The organism is Emcibacteraceae bacterium, from assembly GCA_041396985.1.
In the GTDB taxonomy this organism is placed as follows: domain Bacteria; phylum Pseudomonadota; class Alphaproteobacteria; order Sphingomonadales; family Emcibacteraceae; genus Pseudemcibacter.
In genome coordinates this window covers 447,349-466,823 of sequence record JAWKXO010000002.1, presented here as the reverse complement: position 1 = coordinate 466,823, position 19,475 = coordinate 447,349, and the positions used below count along the sequence as shown (strand labels likewise).

Here is a 19,475-nt window from a genome sequence, read left to right as displayed (position 1 = left end):
TCAATTATTCAGCAGTGCCGATTTCAGTAATACCATCCTCTTTGGGCTTCAGTGCCTCAATTCTTTCTAAAACAGTATCCTTTATATCATAAAGACAAGGAACCAGGATGAGCGTGATAAATGTCGCAAAAAGCACACCAAAGGTCAATGAAACCACCATCGGAATCACAAATATCGCCTGATAACTTGTTTCCAGCATAATAGGTACAAGGCCGATGAAGGTAGTCATTGAAGTCAGAATTATCGCCCGAAACCGCATTCTACCCGCTTCGGCTATTGCTTCCCTGTAATGCATGCCTTCTTTCTTTAGTCCCTTGATACAATCAATGAGAACGAGGTTATCGTTAATAACCACACCAGCCGCCGCAAAGAGCCCAAGGAATGAATAAAGACTGATCGGCATATCCATAAGCAGATGACCAATTATTGCGCCAACAAAGCCAAATGGAACAGCCGTCAAGATAATAAGCGGCTCAACGTAAGATCGAAGGCCGATGGCAAGTACCGCGTAAATTGCCAGCAATACAAGAGAGAGATAGAAAGTAATCTCACCAAAGAAAATGCTTTCTTCTTCAATTTCACCATCCGGAATAACCGAAAATCCAGGCACTGTTTTTTCCAGTTCTTTAAAAACACTGTTTTCAAGATGCTTATAGGTTTCATAGGGGGACACAATATTTTTATTCATGCTTGCCTGAACTTTAATAATGTCCTGACCATTAATCCGCTCCGGTGACAGCAGAAGCGGTACATATTCCATTTCCGCAACCATGTTGAAGGGTATTTCGCCACCTTCCGGTGTTTTAATATACATTTCCCTGAGCGCGTTGATATTCTGGCGTGCTTCCAGAGGATACCGGACCATGATATCCATTGTTTCGCCATCCCGCGGGATCCGCTGAACAATCCGGCCATAAAAAGCCAGACGGACCTGCTGACTGAGTATTCCCAAAGTCAGGCCATAATGTTCGGCTTCAGGCTTCAACTTGATATTGAGTTCCAGTGTTTGTCTGTCACGGTTGTCATAAATCTGGGTAAGACCCTGAATGTCACGCATTTCAAGTTTGACCTTCTCAACCGCATCCGCGAGGTCTTTTTGATTGCTGGCCGAAACATAGAAACTTAAATCACCGCCACGACGCTGATCACTGCGGGAGTTTTTGAGTGTCACTTCAACGGCTTCGGGAATTTCACCCACTCGTTCCTGCCATTCATTCATCACTTCTTCAGGTTTAATAATTGCCAGTGCTTCAGACGACATTTCCAAAGACATACGGATATTATTACCAAAAACAAAGCTGTCATAATTAGGGAAGAGAATATTTCTTTCCATTCCCGTCTGATTAGCATATTTTTCCTCAACACCGCCCGGGCCACTGATGGCGTCAACCATGGCATTATGTATTCTTTCCCCTGTTCCTTCCGGCGCTGTTTCTGAAATTTCCACGCTATAACGAAGTATGTTACTTGGAATTTCCGGATTGAATGATGACCGGACAAAGCCAAGCACATAGGCCGTCACAAATAAAACGAGAACAGACAGAAAAACGCTAGCTGTCATATATTTCACCTTTAAACATTTCTGAATAAAAGGTTTATATTTATATCTGGCAAAATCTATGAGCCACTGAGCCACTTTACTCTGAAATTTAAGAAACTTCCGATACCATTCATAATCCGGCTCAAAAGGTTTATTTCCTGATAAGTGGCACGGTAATATTAGTAGGCTTTCCACCAGAGAGAAAAGAAGGGCGGCTGCAACGACCACTGAAATATCCCGCGCCTGCTGCCCTGTTTCAGATTCAAATAAAAGAAGTGGTGAAACAGCAAGTATCGTAGTGAAAACAGAAAGAATAACAGGTTTTGACAAGGTCTGGGCACCAAAAACGGCGCCTTTCAGCCCTTTCCTGCCCTCTCGCTGGGATTCGTGAATAGCTTCCCCGACCACAATGGCATCATCGACAACTATCCCCAAGACCAGAAGAAAACCAAACAACGATATCTGGTTAACCGAAAAATCAAACATATTCATTGCGATAAAAGTACCGGAAAATGCAATGACTATACCAAAGGTAACCCACAGCGCCAGATCAAGCCTTAGGAACATGAGTAACAGGAAGAACACAAGCACAAGACCAGATAAGCTGTTTGATATCAGCATTTCCAAACGCTGAAAAAACTCCACGCTGTCATCACGCCAGGTGGTTACTGTTATGCCTTGCGGGAATGTCGGTGCAGCAGATTCAAGATAATCTTTAATTTGCGAAGTAAGGCTTAATACATCCTGACCAGGGCTGAGTTCAGCCGACAGAACTATTGAAGGCTTTCCTTTTGATCGGAAAATAAAAAAGCGTTCACTTACACCATCTTTAATCTCGGCTATATCACCAAGTTTAATACGGGTGCCATTTGGTTGCTGAAGTATCGTAATGTCAGCAAATTCATCGCTATAATAGGCACGATTATCTGCCCTGATCTGTAGAGAACCAAATCCATTTCTGATTGATCCTACAGAAATATCAACCGAGCTGTCGCTTATGGCATTTGCAACACTTTGCATAGATAGACCAAGTCGACGCAAATCAAATTCGGAAACCTCGATACTGATTGTGTTTGGCGGCATACCGCGGACTTCTACAAGACTGACATCTGGCAAAGCAAGCATATCAGCACGAACCTTTCTTGCCACTGCGGCAAGGGTTTGCTGATCCGTATTTCCTGATACAACCACATCAATAATATCATCATTCTGAATTTCAAGCTTTACACGCGGTGGTTCAATATCACGGGGGAATGACCTGATCCCGTCTATACGTGCCTGTACCTCACTTATCGCGTTCTGGACATTTGCTCCGCGCGTAAGCTGAAGGGTTACTCTTGAGCTTCCACGACCTGAACGGGATGACATTTTCTTAATGTTTGGCACCCCTTTTAAAGCCTCTTCAACCGGAATAGTGATATTGTCCTCAACTTCATTCGGTCCGGCACCTAGATAGCTCACCGTCACGGATATTTCATTTGGAGCCACAATTGGAAATACTTCTGTACGCAAAAGAGGTAAACTAACCATACCGCCGATAATTATCAGCACCATGAGCAGATTAGCCGCCACATGATTATCCGCAAACCATGCAATAATATTTCTCATTGGTTACCTCCCTGTGGTGAGTTTCCGGCAGCCTGACGTCTTGCCTGCATTGCTGCACGTTGCTCTGGTGTCATATTAGCTATTGCCGCACGGCGCTGTTCCGGCGTCATATTAGCGAATGATGCCCTGTTATTATTGCCGTTATTTGCCTGATCCCCCGCAGGCGCTTCAGCGGCATTTGCTGTTGCCGGACCGCCGGATGCTGCGCCGGCAGCCGGTCTTTGACCACCGCCAGCAACATTATTAGCTCCACCCGGTCTTCCCATCGGAACTCCGTCAAGGTTGGCCACCGTTGACTTCATACCTGGCACATATGAAAAGGGTGGAGATGTCGTAATCAGCTCGCCGACTTCAATACCTGATTCAATCGTGACATAGTCTTTATCCCGGTCCACAACTTTCACAGGCTTGGTTATCAGTTTGCCATCCTCAAAAATAAAAATATCATCATCATCATGCATTGCTTTTACAGGCACATGAAACACATCACTTATTTTTGGGCCGAATACTTCCAACTCAACAAAAACACCCGGTAAAAGAGGCGGTGTCGGCTTTTCATGTTTAAGATTCATAGGATCATAAATAGTTGCAACCGCATAATAAACCCTGCTTTTCCTGTCAATTGAGCTTTCAACCCTTAAAATCTGGGCGTCCCAGGCAATATGATCTTCACGTGTTAAATCCCTGATTTTAACATCAAGAACTTCTTCTTTAGGTAAAATACCAACATTCTTAATATCCAGCAGATCAATCTGCTTTTGGCTAAGAGGCATGCGAATTTCTGCTTCTTCTGTCCCAAACACTGATGCAATATCCTGATTGGTACCGACGACCTGTCCCAAATCAACCTGTTTCTCATCAATCATGAGCGGGAATGGTGCCTTAACTTCGGTCCGTTCCAGACGAATACGCTGGGTTTCGTAGTTTGCTTGTGCCCCTTTTAATCCTGCTTCTGCTTCACGAAGCTGAGGAATTCGAAGGACAAGCTCAGTCGCCTTTCCTTCACCATATTTTTCCCAATCCTGTCTCGCGAGTTCTGCCTGTTCTTTTTCCACGCTTAAAGTCTGTTCAGCACGGGCAACATTCACTTCTGCCTGCGCCAATGCAAGTTCATAATCACTTGGATCAATTTTTAAGATCACTTCGCCGGTATCAAAAAAACCGCCTGTTAGAAATTTAGGCGATGTATAGACGATCTGTCCGGAAACCTGCGACTTAATATTGATATTTAATCTACTTTCAACGACCGCTTGTGTTCTGACAATCGGAAAAACATCTTGCTTTTTAGCGGTAATAACCTCCAGGCGTTCTACCCGATCCTCAAGCCTTTCAACTGGCGCCTGCGGGCGGAAAATAAACATAGTTACAAAAATAACACTCGTAATCACGGCGATACCTAATACTATGGTTAACTGTGTGTAACTTTTTTTCATTATAATTGATCCTGATTACGACGAGTCTGGTTTGATGCAGACAATTGACTAATATAATTTTCCAAATCCTGACCACCAAGTGCCAGATACAAATCAGCCCGGTTAAGAAGCCTGTTATATTGTACTCTTAGAAGACCTTGCTGTGAAGAAATACGATTTCTCTGCACATTTATGAGAGAAAGAATATCAATAAGACCTTTTCCATACTGCTCAAGCGCTTTATCCTCACTGGCGAGAGCGCTTTCAACGGCCGTTGTTAAATGGCTTTCCTGCTCTGCCAGTGTGACTTCTGCGGTCAGCGCATTTTCAGCTTCCTTATATGCATTTAGAACGACTTTCAGATAGTTAGCAAGACTACTGTCTAGACTCACTTCACTAAGCACAACCTGTTGACGGCGACGGCCACCGTCAAAAACCGGCGCAACCACATTTCCTACAACACTCCAAACCAGATGATCAACATCGACGATATCTTTCAGCTGATCACCACTTGCTGTAGTGCTCCCTGAAACGCTAAGAGATGGATAAAGGGCCTTTTTCGCAGAATTAAGGTCATAATTTGCCGCCATTACCCTGTTTCTGGCTGCAACAATATCCGGCCGGGCAGCTAGCAGATCCGAAGGGATACCCATGGTAATGACACCCTCCAATTTAGGAAGCTGTGCTTCTTTTGGTACCATTCCAGTAGGATATGATCCAACCAGTGTTTCCAAATTTCTCATTCGCTCAACAACAGTTTGGCGTTGACTGGCCAAATTTGAACGGGCTGTAGCCAGATTTGTATCGAGCTGCAGCACATCAAGCACATCAACAAGACCTCTTGAATAGCGGCTTTGCACCAAATTTTTTGCCTGTAATAATTTTTCCAGGTTAAGTTCAAGGAGTCTGTTTTGCATTTCTGCTTCAACAACATCAAACCAGCTTTGTGCTGTCCTTGTTGCCAATGACAGTCTTGCATAATCAAAGTCATTTTTTACTGCAAGGACATTTTGCTCTGCCGCCGCATTATCACTGGCCAGTCGTCCCCAGACATCTGCTTCCCATGCCAGGCTTCCACGAAGCGAAAAACTCTGATTGTCCGCCGTACCACTCTGGAAATCACCATTTCTCGAAGCACTGCCCGTAATATTTCCCGTCAAGCTCCGTGCGCTATCGACTATTTGTTGCTGAGCCATTGCCGTTTTAAGACGATTAGCCGAAATTCTTAAATCCGGGTTATTATCAAGTGCCTGCATTACAATTTGAGGCAACTCTCTTGTATCTTTTTCGTCCAGCCATTTTAATTCAGACCTGACCGTTTCAATATCCGGACTTTGCCATGTATCCGGCACTGCCACCATGTCGACCTGGTTATCAATATTGAACTGTGGCGCACACCCCGATACCAATAAACTGGCCAGAGTAAATGCACAGATAATCCCTGATTTTGTCCCATAAAAACGCGACTGAACCATATTAATTCCATTATTTTTAATAAATGTTTTGTAATTTTTATACGCAGGGAAAATTTAAACCCTGCTTTTTAACTTAAATAATCTAATAAAAATATTACGTAAATTAGAATCTTAGTGATAAGCAACTTAAGCCGCCATCAAGTTTGCGAAATTCTGATACATCTACTTCCCGGACCTTATAACCGGCATCTTCAATTGCTTTGGACGTTTCGGGAAAACCTTTGGGAACGAGTACAATGCCATTGATCCAGACACTATTTGCTGAGTAGCTCTGTTTTTCATTTATTTTTATCATATTATAGCATTGAAACTCAGGTTTCCCTATAAATTCTCCACATGCCAGAAGAACATTATTTTCCAAATATCCCAGCCCAGTCTTTAGATGGAGCATTTCTGACATTTCAACCACGGAACCACTCATTCCATATTTTTCAAGTATGGCGATAACCTGATTTGCTCCTTCCAGGTTTGTACGATTGGAAAGCCCAATATAATAATGGTCGCCAACCATCATGATATCACCCGCCTCAACCAGACCCGGTTCTTTAATCTCTTCAACTTCTTTATAAAATTTAAAAACCGCATCTTTAATAAAATCCACCTCGCCACGCCGACTTGGTGCACCGGGCCTGGTAAGTATTGCACAGTGAGGTGTCATAAGGGCAACATCTTCAACAAAACAGCTGTCGGGAAAGTCTTCCAGGGCGTTCAGAATTTTTACATTCAAACCACATTCTTTTAAGGCAGATACATAATCTTGATGCTGCAATAGTGCCTTATCATAATTCGGCTTACCCAATTTTGCTTCTGAAAGTCCATCAATCAATGTCTTACAGGGCTTTCTTACAATTGCATGCTTAAACATTTTTGATCCTTAGTGATTGATCTGCAGATTATGTAAATCAGTAAATTACCCATGCCCCAATTATCGCAAACAGGGAATATAAAGTCGCCAAAAATGAATTCATAAATGTCAGAAAATTTATAGGCTGTCCTTTTTCTCTGTCTTTTATCTGCAGTTTTATACTGGCCAGACTGGTTCCTAGATATGCTAATAATACTGAGAAAGTGGCAATTAAAATCATGATCTCAAACGCTTTTAACGTACCCTTATTAGCATTAAATAAAATGATTGCAGATGTCAGACCACTTGAAAAAATCAATGAAAATACTGGTGTTCCATTTTTATCTTTACTCCTGAAGCATGATGGAAATAATCCGTCAATTGCCCCTGCCATTGGCACTGTGCCACTTAATAATATATTGGAATTCAGAGCACCGCCAATGGCAATTAGTGCACCAAAACCAATCATTAAAGCGCCAATGTCACCAAATATTAAAGAAGCGGCATCCGCAAATGGAGAGGTAGAACTTTGCAATATTTCTGATGGGATGAGAGCCATGACCCCGGCGGTTGCCAGAATATAAGCCCCTGCCCCTGTTAAGGTTCCTAGAACAAGTGCGCGTGGTATAGTTTTTTTTGGATTTTCAACATTATCAGATGGAACTGTTGCAGCTTCAATTCCAATAAATGACCACATAACTAAAAGTGTAATTCCCGATACCATCGTAGGAAAACTTTCCCCTTTCGGATTAAGTACCGGAACGTCAGTAATATCCCCCATAACAAATCCAACGGTCCCTACTATAAAAAGGGGAATTAATTTTAGAATGACCGTAATCAACTGAACGATGCTTACTTCCTCAACCCCTCTAACATTGATGTAAGTAAATATCCAGACAACCATAATCGCAACAAGCGCAGATAACCAATAATAGTCCACAATGACGGGAATGAAAATTGCCATATATCCTGAAAAAGACGTGGCAATAGCAGCGACTGATACCCATACAGAAATCCAGTATCCCCAGGCAATAAACATAGCAGGGTAGTGACCGAACGCTTCATTAACAAATGTATATGGTCCGCCTTCTCTTGGGTTTCGGGAAGAAAGGTGGCTTAGCGCAAATGCAATACTTAACGTGCCAAATGTTGCAAGTCCCCAACCATAAAAACTATTCTTTCCATAAGGTGCCAGAATAGCAGGCAAAGTAAAAATACCTGATCCGATAATGGTTCCAACAACCAGCGCCCACGTTCGCCAAATTCCCAAAGATTTTTTCATATCACCCATGCAAACATTTTTCTGTTCTTTGAGAGGAAGAATATATAAGAACAGGATATTATGATAGAAAATTATTGCCCTTCTACAGATCCCTATTTGAACATCGTTTATCATGACGATGAAATACTCGTCCTTGACAAGCCAAGCGGCCTATTGTCAGTGCCGGGAAAAGGGCCATTACTTACAGACTGTCTGGAGAAAAGAGCGTGTGAGAAGTTTGGCAATGCCCGAACCGTCCACAGACTTGATATGGATACTTCGGGGCTTATTATAATGGGATTAAGTAAATTCTCCCATCGCCATCTTAGTCTTCAGTTTCAAAACAGAAATGTCGGGAAAAAATATTGTGCCCGTATTTTTGGACAAATAAAAAAAGACGAAGGTGTAATTGACCTTCCTCTCATCTGTGACTGGCCTAACAGACCAAAACAAATGGTTGATTTCGAAAATGGAAAACCATCACAGACAGAATGGCGTGTCATCAAAAGACTGGAAAATGAATGTTACGTTGAACTTATGCCCCTTACCGGACGCTCGCATCAATTACGTGTTCACTTAAAAGAACTCGGGCATCCAATTCTGGGAGATCGTTTTTATGCACATGTAAAGGCATTGGCCATGAGCGACAGGCTTTGTCTTCATTCAACTTCACTGACTATTATGCACCCAATAGAAAAAGTAAAAATGACTTTTGACAGTCCTGTCCCCTTTTAAAGCGACAAATCACCAACAGCAGGAATATTAAAATGGGCCAACACCATTTCCGTTGTTACCTGATCCAGCGTTGAGGGCATCCAGTTTGGGGAATGATCCTTATCAATTAATACGGCTCTTACCCCTTCATAAAAGTCACTGTCATATGACGAAATGGCATACACAATCCGAAATTCCATCTTCATACAGTCATCAAATTCAAGCTTTGCGCCGCGGAAAAGCTGCTCAGTGATGACTTTAAGGCTGATGGGTGACATTTTTTTCAATACGGCGAGCGTCTCACCGGCCCAATTATGATCAATGATACTCAGGTGATCAAAAATATCCTCTACCGTATTTTCACTGAATGCCGCATCAATTAGGTCTCTGAATTCATCAAGTGAAGAAGCGCCGGGGTCTTCAGCATAGCGGGCTATGATCCTATCCACATCATCATGACCGGTAATGTCTTCTTCGATAAGTGTTTCAATTAAATCAGGTAATTTTTCAGCACTCATATATGCGGTACCTATACCAGCATATAATATATCAGACCCTTTTAATCTTGCCCCGGTCAGGCCAAGGTAAAGTCCGAGCGCACCGGGAAGACGTGGCAGAAAATAACTCCCCCCGACATCAGGAATTAATCCGATCGCCGATTCAGGCATTGCAAAAAGGGTATTCTCAGTAACGATCCGGTGAGAACCATGAATTGAGACACCGACACCTCCGCCCATGGTTATTCCGTTCAGAAGGGCTATAAATGGCTTGTTAAAATGATAAATACGGGCATTCATTTTATATTCTGTCGAGAAAAATTCAGGGGCCAGAGAATTATTCTCGTACCCTTGCTCAACAATGGCTCTCACATCACCGCCTGCACAGAAAGCTTTGCCGCCTGCGCCTTTAATCAGGACAGCTTTTACTGATGCGTTTTCTTCCCAGGCTTTTAGTTGATTGTCCAGAATTGAACACATAGAAGTCGAGAGTGCATTAAGAACATGCGGCCTGTTAAGCGTTATAATTCCAAGACCGGATTTTTCTTCAAACAGAATATGTTCACTCATTTAATGCTTCGTTTCTAAATTATTCTATAGCGTTGTAATTGAATTTGTCGCATTTATCAGCCATTCTTTTTCCGCACCTTCTAACAAAGGAGAAATTTTTTCGCGAACTTTAGCATGATAAATATTGAGCCAGGTAATTTCCGCTGCAGACATCATATGGGCATTTACCAGACGAGTATCGATCGGGACTAAGGTAATGGTTTCAAAACGTAACATCGGGCGCTCATCTTCTTCGAAATCGCTGGGTCGAACAATGACCAGATTTTCGATACGAATGCCATATTCCCCCGTTTTATAATATCCGGGTTCATTGGATAAAATCATACCCGGCTTAAGCGCCACATTGAAGCTGAGAGGGGAAATGCTTTGTGGACCTTCATGAACACCAAGATAACTACCCACACCATGCCCTGTACCATGTGCATAATCCAAACCGACATCCCACAATGATTTACGGGCAAGAGTATCAAGATGTGCCCCGGTCCGGCCAAGTGGAAATCGAGCCTGAGCCAAAGCTATATGTCCTTTAAGAACACGAGTGAAATGATCCTTTTGCTGTTCGGTCGGGGTGCCGATTGCAATGGTCCTTGTAATATCAGTGGTACCATCAAGATACTGACCACCGGAATCAACCAGATAAAGCATGTCTTTCTCAAGTTTCCGACATGTATTTTCAGTCACTTTATAATGAACAATGGCCCCGTTTGGCCCGGCACCACTGATGGTCGCGAAACTGTTTCCCTGAAAAAGTGATACCTCTTTTCTTAAATCATAAAGCTCATTTACAGCATCAATTTCGGTTATTTTTCCTGAAGGCGCGTTACGGTCTAACCAGTATAAGAACCTGCATACTGCGACGGCATCACGAATATGAGCTTTTTTCGTTCCCTCAAGTTCCACATCATTTTTACAGGCTTTATCAATCTGGATAGGATCGTCCGCTTCAATAACTTTCTTTTTTGCTGAGCTTAGTGCTTCAAAAACAGCTGCATGAGCCCTCTTCGGATCCACCATTATTGATAAACCTTTTTGACCCAGCGACTTTACAGCTTTTAAGAAATCCTTTTTTGGATAATGGGAGACATATTTTCCCAGATGTCTGATCATATCATCATCAAGTTTAGTAGGATCAATAAACAAATCTGCGCTTCCGGTGCTGTAAAGTATGGCAAAACTTAAAACAAGAGGCGTCATGTCAACATCCGAGCCACGAATATTAAAAAGCCAGGCGATACTGTCAAGTGATGTGATAACCAGCGCATCAGCCCCTTTTGCTTTTATTTCCTCAGCAATCCTTTTTCGTTTTAAGGATGATTTTTCACCTGAATATCTAAGTTTATATACCTGCGCCAGAGCCTTTGATGGTGCCGGACGGTCCTGCCAGATTTCATCGATCGGATTTTTACTTAACGCTTTTAGAGTAATATTTTTTGCAGCAAGTGTATTTCTCGCTTTTTCCAACCAGATTTTACTATGCAGCCAGGGATCATAACCGATGACAGCGCCGTCCTCCAGATTATCCAGAAACCAGTCTTCTGCCTGATCTTCATGTAATTTCATTATTGAGAACAAGCCTCTATCAACTTGGTTCCTGACCTGTAGCGTATAGCGCCCGTCAACAAATATAGCGGCCTGGTTCAATGTGATTGCTGCCAGCCCGGCCGAACCGTCAAACCCCGTAATCCAGGCTAGTCTTTCAGCATAGGAAGGCGTATATTCACTTTGATGTTCATCTGTATGCGGAACAATAAATCCTGACAGCTTATGCTTTCTTAGGACCTGTCTGAACGCCCTTAATCTTTTATCCATTTAACCCTCTTGTTTCTGGCGCACTATATTTGCAGGATCATCAGAATTTGCAAGTATATTAGTCGGCAATTTTAATACTTTTGCATACTCATGCCCGGCATATAATGCCCCAGTGAAATTTTTCTTTTATATTTTACTTTAAATTCAGCGCCTTAGCAATGGCATGGCTTTTGCTTCATGTTTATATAGCAGGAGCATTAGCATGAATACGTATACCGGTGCGGCAAATTCCATAACACCCAATCCCCACACGATGACAAATATACTTGTTGAAATGAAAATTATGGGAATTGATCCCGATCCATTTCTCAAAATTACAGCGCAGGATTTATTGACACAATATGGATCAGTCGCTATTGAAATTTCTGCCAAAATTGAACATAATCTGATGTTGGAAAGGGACTTTCAATCGGCAAAGCTCTGGCACAAGATATCCCAATATTTAAAAAGCCTGCCGGGAACAGACACAATAGCAGCGCATTAAGAAATTTATATCAGCTGACTTTCTTGGCGACAAACCCGGTGAACAGACCAATAGAAATAGCCAATATTACAACGATGACCCCATAATATGGCGGATATTCATGGGCAAAATTGAAAATAAATCTTTCCAGTCCCCTCTTGTCAACCAACAGATCAGTCCTGTGGTTAATGATGACTTTGCCGTCGCGAACCAAATAAACATCCGCAGTATAATTGCCAACCGGCATGTTTGACGGAAAGGCAAGATTGGCACGAAATAAAATTTCATCCTTGACCATGACATTGCCACTACTTTCTTTATAGAGACCAATTTCAATCATGTTACGGATGAGTGCTTCTTTATATTCCTTAATTTCTTCACCATCGTCATTGACAATTCTTAAATTTTCGAGACCGAGCCCCAGGTCAGACTGATCTTTTTTGGATAAAAATTCATCCAGCGGTCGTGTTGATCCTATTACATAGTAGCCTGGAACGCCCCGCATAATCTGATCTTCACTATTAATCCAGATACCGGCAACTTTATCTTTTTTCCGGATAACGACATCCGTGGGGCTGCTTTGAACCACCACAATGATATCATAATCGAGACCCTGAACCTCTATGTCATCAGACTGAATGCTTTCCATGGCATGACGCTCGAGTGCACCGAACAGTAAAAGTTCACGTCCTGAAAACTGTGAGGTAATTTCAATAAGATGCTGAGACAAGTCAGTCACCAGAGTTTCAGCGCGCCCCTGATTAACTTTGCCAAAAATGATGATTGCCATCGCCACTATCGCTACTATACTCTTCCTGAACATCATAGGCCCTCAGTAGAAATAGCGGACACAGTGAACAGATCCTTCGGTTCAACCACCAGATCATAGGCCATTTTTGCGCATACAATCAGAACCAGACTGGCAAGCAGAATACGGAGTTGTTCGCCTTTTAACTTTGCCCCGACAACAACACCGGCTTGTGCGCCAATAACCGCAGCAGTCAGAAGAACCATAGCCAGGACCACATCGACTGTCTGCGTATTAATTGAATGAAGATAGGTTGTCGCAGCAGTAACAAATGTAATTTGCAAGAGTGATGTTCCAATCACAACATTCGTCGGCATATGCAAAAGATATATCATAGCAGGGATCATCACAAATCCACCGCCAACACCCATAATAGCCGACAAAACACCCACCAACCCACCAATGGCAAGCGGCATAATAACACTAATATACATTTTGGATTTTCTAAATCGCATCTTAAAAGGCAGAGCATCAATCCATGTTCGCTGACGTCTTTCGACCTTGGGGGTAATACCCCTTAATTCCTGAATAATCCGACGAATGCTTTCAATAAACATCAGAAATCCAATTCCCCCCAAGAATACAACGTAAGCGAGAGAAATCATGAGATCGACCTGACCGATTTCACGAAGATAAGTAAAGATCATCGTTCCAAAATAGGTGCCAATGACACCACCAGCAATAAGAACAAGACCCATTTTGAAATCAACCCCACCCCGGCGCCAGTGTGCAACGGCACCAGACACGGATGCGGCAGTAATCTGGCTTGCCTGTGAAGCCACAGCAATTGCCGGTGGCACACCGGAAAAAATCAGCAGAGGTGTCATAAGAAAACCGCCGCCAACGCCAAAAATACCCGACAAAAAGCCCACACCACCCCCCATGGCAAGCAGAACAAAAATGTTCATGGAAAGTTCGGCAATAGGCAGGTAAATCTGCATTTAATTTACATTTATATTAGAGTTTATATTTTTTTACGGTGCTTTATTTGAAAACCCCTGCAAAACCAACAAAAAGAATCAACCTTTGGCCTTATATAGACCCAAAATTATTTTCCTGCAAGTGAACACGATCTTATCATTAAAATGTCACATTTAGGAAGCATATTTGGGTTTATATCACAGATATTTTAAAAAATTATTATCAGGGATTATACTTCAATTTATATGATTAAGCTTATTGCTCAAATTACTATATTTCTCTTGATAAATTAATGATAATATTTACCTTTAAGGAAAAGATATCCTGCCACACACAAAAAATTGCATTACAATTAAGGATTTCAAATGCCCACATATAAAGCTCCGGTGACCGACTATAAATTTTTAATGCATGAGGTATTTGATCTTCAGCAGTATAATACTCTGGAAGCCTTTAAGGAGGCCTCTCCTGATGTCATAGATGCTATTCTTGAAGAGGCCGCAAAACTTACTGAAAATATATTCCAGCCCATTAATCAGAGCGGAGGCAAGGAAGGGTGCCTACTTCAGAATGGTGTGGTTACTACACCTAAAGGTTTTAAGGAGGCCTATTCACAATTTACCGATGGCGGATGGCAAAGCCTGACAGGAGACCCAGAATATGGTGGTCAGGGCCTGCCGATGACATTGGGTATTGCCCTTAACGAAATGATGGTTTCTTCCAACTGGGGGCTAGCCATGTATCCCGGGCTGACAAAAGGAGCTTCAGAAACCATTCACACATGGGGAAGCGATGAACAAAAGCAACTATATCTGCCAAACATGATTTCCGGAAAATGGTCAGGGACTATGAACCTGACGGAGCCTCATTGCGGTACTGATTTGGGGCTATTGCGTACAAAGGCCGAGCCCAATGATGATGGTTCCTATAACATATCCGGCACCAAAATATTTATTTCAGCAGGTGATCACGATCTTACCGAAAATATTATCCATCTGGTTCTTGCCCGTATAACCGGGGCACCGGCCGGGACAGACGGGATTAGTTTATTTATCGTACCAAAGTTTATTGTAAAAGAAGACGGTTCACTTGGAGAAAGAAATGGCGTGAGCTGCGGATCGCTCGAAGAAAAGATGGGCATTCATTCAAATGCAACCTGTCTTTTAAATTACGATAATGCGAAAGGCTACCTGCTTGGCCCTGAGAATAAAGGCATGCGCGCCATGTTCACCATGATGAATGAAGCACGTGTTGGAGTTGCCGTTCAGGGGCTGGCCATAGCGGAAGTGGCACAGCAAAATGCTGCCAATTACGCAAGAGAAAGATTACAGGGACGCGCACTTACCGGCGTTAAAAACCCTGAAGGAGCCGCTGATCCTATAATTGTACATCCTGATGTCCGCCGGATGCTGATGACGAACAGAGCCTTTATCGAAGGGGCAAGAGCCATGATCGTTTGGGCCGGGTTACAGATTGACAGGTCAATAGGAGAGGAAACTAAAGAAAAAAAAGAAACGGCGAGAGATTTGCTTGCCCTTCTAACACCCGTTCTGAAATCCTACCTGACGGATCAGGGGGTGGAAGCGGCCAGTCGGGCATTGCAATGTTTTGGCGGACACGGCTATATTTGCGAATGGGGCATGGAACAGTATCTTCGGGATGCCAGAATTGCCCCAATTTATGAAGGCACAAACGGCATTCAGGCTATGGATCTTATTGGCCGTAAATTACCCCATAAAAACGGGGAAACCATTAAAAGCTTTTTTACGATCATTCAGAAATTTATTGATAATAATAAAGATAATGAAGAAATGGCATCCTACTCAGAAGCACTTGAGAAAGCCTTAAACCGACAACAGGCTGCAACTATGTGGCTGATGCAGAATGCAACAAAAAACCCGGACCACGCCGGTGCCGTAGCCCATTATTATCTTAATCTGATGGCACTTGTCTCAATGGGATATGCCTGGGGTATGATGGTTTTAAAAGCAAAATCCATGATTGCCGAAGGTTCAGGCGATAAGGAATTTCTACAAAATAAAATTAAAACGGCTAATTTCTACTATCGACATTTACTTCCGGAGACTACGGCTCTTCGCATTAAAATTGAAGCCGGTTCAGAGGATGTTATGACCCTGGATGCAAATTCTTTCTAAGGAAAACAATTAAGGAAATCAATATGACTGAAGCCTTTATATTTGATCATGTAAGAAGTCCACGAGGACGAGGCAAAAAGGATGGAAGCCTCAATAGCGTAACACCGATCAGCCTACTGACACAGGTTTTAAAGTCGCTTAAAGACCGAAACGAGTTTGATGAAACTGCGGTTGAAGACGTGATCACAGGGTGCGTCACGGCGGTAGGTGAGCAAGGTGGCGATATCGGCCGGTTTGCGGCAATTATGGCTGGTTACAGTGATCATGTCCCCGGGCTTCATGTAAACCGCTTTTGTGCATCAGGACTTGTTGCCACCAATTATGCCGCAGCAAGTGTGATGGCTGGTCAAAAAGATCTCGTCATCGGCAGTGGCGTTGAAAGCATGTCCCGGGTTCCAATGGGCTTTGACGGCGGAGCGTGGATTTTCGACCCTCAGGTTACCAATAAAATTGGTACGGTTATGCAGGGGATCAGTGCCGATATGATCGCAACAAAATATGGCTTCAGTCGTCAGCAGTGCGATGAATATGCCATTCTGAGTCAGCAGCGGACCAAAAAATCATGGGAGGAAGGACGGTTTAAAAACAGCATTATCCCCATCAAGGACCAAATTGGGAGAACCGTTCTTGACCATGATGAACATATGCGGCCACAGACAACCATGGAGGACCTGGCGGGCCTTAAGCCATCCTTTACCGATATGGGCGAGCTCGGCTTTGACAGTGTTATCATGCAGAAATACCCGGATATTGAACGTGTCAATCATGTTCATCATGCCGGAAATTCAAGCGGCATTGTTGATGGCGCTGGTGCGATGCTGATCGGTAACAAGCAAACAGCAAAAAAATATAATCTAAAACCACGGGCCCGGATTGTCGCTTTTGCCGATGTCGGGGTTGATCCAAGCATAATGCTTACCGGTCCGGGCGAAGCCGCCCGAAAAGCCATCAAAAAAGCAGGGCTAACCAAACAGGATATCGATATTTGGGAAGTGAATGAGGCATTTGCCTCCGTTGTGCTTCGTTTTTGTCAGGAAATGGATGTGCCGACAAGTGACGTTAATGTCTGCGGCGGAGCGATTGCCATGGGCCACCCGCTTGGCGCAACCGGCAATATGATCCTCGGAACAGCTCTGGATGAACTTGAACGTACGGGCGGTAAATATGCCCTGACCGCATTATGCGTTGGTGGCGGCATGGCCACGGCAACCATCATTGAACGCGTGTAAGGAAGGAAGATTATGACACATAAAGCCATTAAAATAGAAATTGACAATGACGGTATTGCCCTTCTTTCCATTGACGTGGAAGATCAAAGCATGAATGTTATCAATCAGGCCTTCATCAGTGACCTTGAAGCGCATATAAAAACGATTGCCAGCGATGATAAAATAAAAGGGGCGGTTATCTGTTCAGCAAAGGAAAACGCCTTTCTGGCCGGAGCAGACCTCAACATGGTGCTTGGCAACCTTGCCGGTCGCAAAAATGCCACACCTGATGAAATGTTTGAAGCGTCCTTTAGTTTAAACAAATTATTTCGTTCGCTTGAAATCTGCGGGAAACCTTTTGCCATTGCCATAAATGGTTTAACCCTTGGAGGCGGGCTTGAGCTTGCGATGTCCTGTCATTACCGGATTGTCGCCGATAATGATAATATTAAACTTGGACTGCCGGAAGTGCAGATCGGACTTATTCCCGGTGCGGGCGGAACCCAGCGCCTGCCAAGGCTGATGGGAATTCAGCTTGCCCTTCCCTATTTGTTACAAGGGAAAAATATGTCTCCCAAGCAGGCGTTATCCAATAATGTCATTCATGATATTGCACCTGCTAATGAAATTATCGGCAAAGCCAAAGCCTGGATCATAGAAGGCGGGAAAGCCGAACAGCCATGGGATCAGAAACGTTTCAAAATTCCCGGTGGACAGGGTGTTTATGATCCCAATATTGTCCAGACCTTTATGGGCGCACCGGCCATGACCCAGAAAGAAACCAAAAATAATTATCCGGCAACGGTAGCCATCCTTTCCGCCGTTTATGAAGGGCATCAACTGCCTATGGATAAAGCTATTGAAGTGGAAAGCCAGTATTTTACCCAGCAGCTGATGGGTGATGTCGCGCCAAATATGATCCGAACACTTTTTGTCAATAAAAACAAGGCAGACAAGCTGATAAGACGACCAAAAGATGTCCCGGAAGCAAAAACCAAAAAGCTCGGCATGCTTGGTGCCGGACTGATGGGGGCGGGGATCGCCTATGTTTCAGCAAAGGCGGGGATTGAAGTGATCCTGCTTGACCGGGAAATGAAATTTGCAGAAAAAGGCAAAGCCTATTCACAGGGTATTGTCGAAAAGGGCATTAAATACGGCAAGGTAACACAGGAAGAAGCTGATCAGCTCTTAAGCCTGATCAAACCAACCACCGATTATGCCGATCTTGAGGGATGTGATCTGATCATCGAAGCGGTGCTAGAAGACCCGAAAGTAAAAGCAGACGTTACAAAAAAAGCGGAAGAGGTTATCCCGGAAAGCTGTATTTACGGATCAAATACATCGACACTGCCGATCAGTATGCTGGCAAAATCGTCACGTAGTGAAGATAAATTTATCGGTATTCATTTCTTCTCGCCCGTTGATAAAATGCCGCTGGTGGAAATTATACTGGGTAAGGAAACAAGTGATGTGGCGCTTGCCAAGGCACTGGACTATACCCGGCAGATCAGAAAAACACCCATTGTTGTCAATGACAGCCGAGGCTTTTATACCAGCCGCTGTTTCATGACATATCCACTGGAAGCCTCCAATATGCTTTCAGAAGGCATTTCCCCGGTTCTTATAGAAAATAGCGGAGTTTATGCCGGTATGGCCGTTGGGCCCTTTGCGGTTAATGACGAGGTCGGTATTGACCTCAGCCATCATATCAGTGAGGCGACAAAAGCGGCACTTGGAAATAAATATCACGCGGAAGCAAGCCACGGGGTTATTGCCAAACTTTATGAACTTGGCCGATATGGTAAGAAAAACGGTAAAGGCTTTTATGAATATCCGGAAAATGATAAGAAGCATATCTGGCCGGGGCTGGCAGACTATTATCCGCTTGCGGAAGAACAGCCAAGTCAGGAAGATGTAACAAAAAGACTTATATACCGTCAGGCACTTGAAGTCGTACGTTGTCTAGAGGAAAATGTGGTGACTGAACCGGAAGATGCCGACATCGGCGCCATTTTTGGTTGGGGCTTTGCGCCCTGGACCGGTGGGCCAATCAGCATGATTGATACTATTGGCATTGATAAGTTCGTCAAGGAATGTGATGAGCTATCCAAAAAACACGGAGATGTTTTTAAAGTCCCAGAAATGCTTCTTAAAATGCAAAAAAATGGCCAACGTTTTTACAGTTAACT

At 43.4% G+C, this 19,475-nt stretch carries 14 protein-coding genes; 5 read left to right on the top strand and 9 right to left on the bottom strand.

The genetic code is table 11. From position 1 onward, the window contains the following. Positions 1-4: 4 nt before the first annotated feature. The 5 genes from R3D86_06755 to R3D86_06735 all read right to left on the bottom strand — a co-directional run bounded on the left by R3D86_06755 (position 5) and on the right by R3D86_06735 (position 8,170). Complete coding sequence (locus tag R3D86_06755) at positions 5-3,148, bottom strand: efflux RND transporter permease subunit (GenBank protein ID MEZ5757903.1); 3,144 nt, start codon at positions 3,146-3,148, stop codon at positions 5-7. After that, the gene (locus R3D86_06750) at positions 3,145-4,581 is read right to left on the bottom strand and encodes an efflux RND transporter periplasmic adaptor subunit (protein ID MEZ5757902.1); all 1,437 of its coding nucleotides are present in this window, start codon (positions 4,579-4,581) and stop codon (positions 3,145-3,147) included. Before R3D86_06750 ends, R3D86_06755 begins: the two co-directional genes overlap by 4 nt. Further along, positions 4,581-6,035: a TolC family protein gene (locus R3D86_06745; protein ID MEZ5757901.1), complete on the bottom strand. Its 1,455-nt coding sequence runs from the start codon at positions 6,033-6,035 to the stop codon at positions 4,581-4,583. Before R3D86_06745 ends, R3D86_06750 begins: the two co-directional genes overlap by 1 nt. A 103-nt stretch (positions 6,036-6,138) precedes the next feature. After that, the gene (locus R3D86_06740; protein MEZ5757900.1) at positions 6,139-6,900 is read right to left on the bottom strand and encodes an arginine deiminase family protein; all 762 of its coding nucleotides are present in this window, start codon (positions 6,898-6,900) and stop codon (positions 6,139-6,141) included. 37 nt (positions 6,901-6,937) lie between these two features. Then, the gene (locus tag R3D86_06735; GenBank protein MEZ5757899.1) at positions 6,938-8,170 is read right to left on the bottom strand and encodes an amino acid permease; all 1,233 of its coding nucleotides are present in this window, start codon (positions 8,168-8,170) and stop codon (positions 6,938-6,940) included. 48 nt (positions 8,171-8,218) lie between these two features. Between R3D86_06735 and R3D86_06730 the strand changes: the two genes are divergently transcribed. Beyond that, a complete protein-coding gene (locus R3D86_06730; GenBank protein ID MEZ5757898.1) occupies positions 8,219-8,875 on the top strand; it encodes a pseudouridine synthase in 657 nt (218 codons plus the stop codon). Here the strand turns inward: R3D86_06730 and R3D86_06725 are convergent. Both R3D86_06725 and R3D86_06720 read right to left on the bottom strand, forming a co-directional pair. Then, positions 8,872-9,921 (bottom strand): enoyl-CoA hydratase/isomerase family protein, encoded by a 1,050-nt coding sequence (locus R3D86_06725; protein MEZ5757897.1) that lies wholly within the window; start codon positions 9,919-9,921, stop codon positions 8,872-8,874. The two genes, R3D86_06730 and R3D86_06725, sit on opposite strands and share 4 nt — an antisense overlap. A gap of 24 nt (positions 9,922-9,945) precedes the next feature. Next, on the bottom strand, positions 9,946-11,730 hold the full coding sequence (locus tag R3D86_06720; GenBank protein ID MEZ5757896.1) for an aminopeptidase P family protein: 1,785 nt from the start codon (positions 11,728-11,730) through the stop codon (positions 9,946-9,948). Between the two features lie 202 nt (positions 11,731-11,932). Between R3D86_06720 and R3D86_06715 the strand changes: the two genes are divergently transcribed. Continuing rightward, the gene (locus R3D86_06715) at positions 11,933-12,214 is read left to right on the top strand and encodes a hypothetical protein (protein ID MEZ5757895.1); all 282 of its coding nucleotides are present in this window, start codon (positions 11,933-11,935) and stop codon (positions 12,212-12,214) included. A 10-nt stretch (positions 12,215-12,224) separates the two neighbouring features. Here R3D86_06715 and R3D86_06710 read toward each other — a convergent pair whose 3' ends face one another. After that, on the bottom strand, positions 12,225-13,019 hold the full coding sequence (locus R3D86_06710) for a TIGR02186 family protein (GenBank protein ID MEZ5757894.1): 795 nt from the start codon (positions 13,017-13,019) through the stop codon (positions 12,225-12,227). Further along, entirely contained in the window at positions 13,016-13,942 is a 927-nt protein-coding gene (locus tag R3D86_06705) for a sulfite exporter TauE/SafE family protein (GenBank protein ID MEZ5757893.1), read from the bottom strand. The genes R3D86_06710 and R3D86_06705 overlap by 4 nt, the downstream gene beginning before the upstream one ends. A 345-nt stretch (positions 13,943-14,287) precedes the next feature. Here R3D86_06705 and R3D86_06700 point away from each other — a divergent pair, with 345 nt between their 5' ends. The 3 genes from R3D86_06700 to R3D86_06690 are packed head-to-tail and all read left to right on the top strand — an operon-like array spanning position 14,288 to position 19,473. Next, the gene (locus R3D86_06700) at positions 14,288-16,078 is read left to right on the top strand and encodes an acyl-CoA dehydrogenase C-terminal domain-containing protein (GenBank protein MEZ5757892.1); all 1,791 of its coding nucleotides are present in this window, start codon (positions 14,288-14,290) and stop codon (positions 16,076-16,078) included. A gap of 23 nt (positions 16,079-16,101) precedes the next feature. Then, positions 16,102-17,307: an acetyl-CoA C-acetyltransferase gene (locus R3D86_06695; GenBank protein MEZ5757891.1), complete on the top strand. Its 1,206-nt coding sequence runs from the start codon at positions 16,102-16,104 to the stop codon at positions 17,305-17,307. A gap of 12 nt (positions 17,308-17,319) precedes the next feature. Continuing rightward, a complete protein-coding gene (locus R3D86_06690; GenBank protein MEZ5757890.1) occupies positions 17,320-19,473 on the top strand; it encodes a 3-hydroxyacyl-CoA dehydrogenase NAD-binding domain-containing protein in 2,154 nt (717 codons plus the stop codon). The last annotated feature ends 2 nt before the right edge of the window (positions 19,474-19,475 follow it).

Bases quoted from the DNA above. Each gene is read 5' to 3' on its own strand.
- R3D86_06755 (MEZ5757903.1), bottom strand. From the start codon at position 3,148: ATGAGAAATATTATTGCATGGTTTGCGGATAATCATGTGGCGGCTAAT.
- R3D86_06750 (MEZ5757902.1), bottom strand. From the start codon at position 4,581: ATGAAAAAAAGTTACACACAGTTAACCATAGTATTAGGTATCGCCGTG.
- R3D86_06745 (MEZ5757901.1), bottom strand. From the start codon at position 6,035: ATGGTTCAGTCGCGTTTTTATGGGACAAAATCAGGGATTATCTGTGCA.
- R3D86_06740 (MEZ5757900.1), bottom strand. From the start codon at position 6,900: ATGTTTAAGCATGCAATTGTAAGAAAGCCCTGTAAGACATTGATTGAT.
- R3D86_06735 (MEZ5757899.1), bottom strand. From the start codon at position 8,170: ATGGGTGATATGAAAAAATCTTTGGGAATTTGGCGAACGTGGGCGCTG.
- R3D86_06725 (MEZ5757897.1), bottom strand. From the start codon at position 9,921: ATGAGTGAACATATTCTGTTTGAAGAAAAATCCGGTCTTGGAATTATA.
- R3D86_06720 (MEZ5757896.1), bottom strand. From the start codon at position 11,730: ATGGATAAAAGATTAAGGGCGTTCAGACAGGTCCTAAGAAAGCATAAG.
- R3D86_06715 (MEZ5757895.1), top strand. From the start codon at position 11,933: ATGAATACGTATACCGGTGCGGCAAATTCCATAACACCCAATCCCCAC.
- R3D86_06710 (MEZ5757894.1), bottom strand. From the start codon at position 13,019: ATGATGTTCAGGAAGAGTATAGTAGCGATAGTGGCGATGGCAATCATC.
- R3D86_06705 (MEZ5757893.1), bottom strand. From the start codon at position 13,942: ATGCAGATTTACCTGCCTATTGCCGAACTTTCCATGAACATTTTTGTT.
- R3D86_06700 (MEZ5757892.1), top strand. From the start codon at position 14,288: ATGCCCACATATAAAGCTCCGGTGACCGACTATAAATTTTTAATGCAT.
- R3D86_06695 (MEZ5757891.1), top strand. From the start codon at position 16,102: ATGACTGAAGCCTTTATATTTGATCATGTAAGAAGTCCACGAGGACGA.
- R3D86_06690 (MEZ5757890.1), top strand. From the start codon at position 17,320: ATGACACATAAAGCCATTAAAATAGAAATTGACAATGACGGTATTGCC.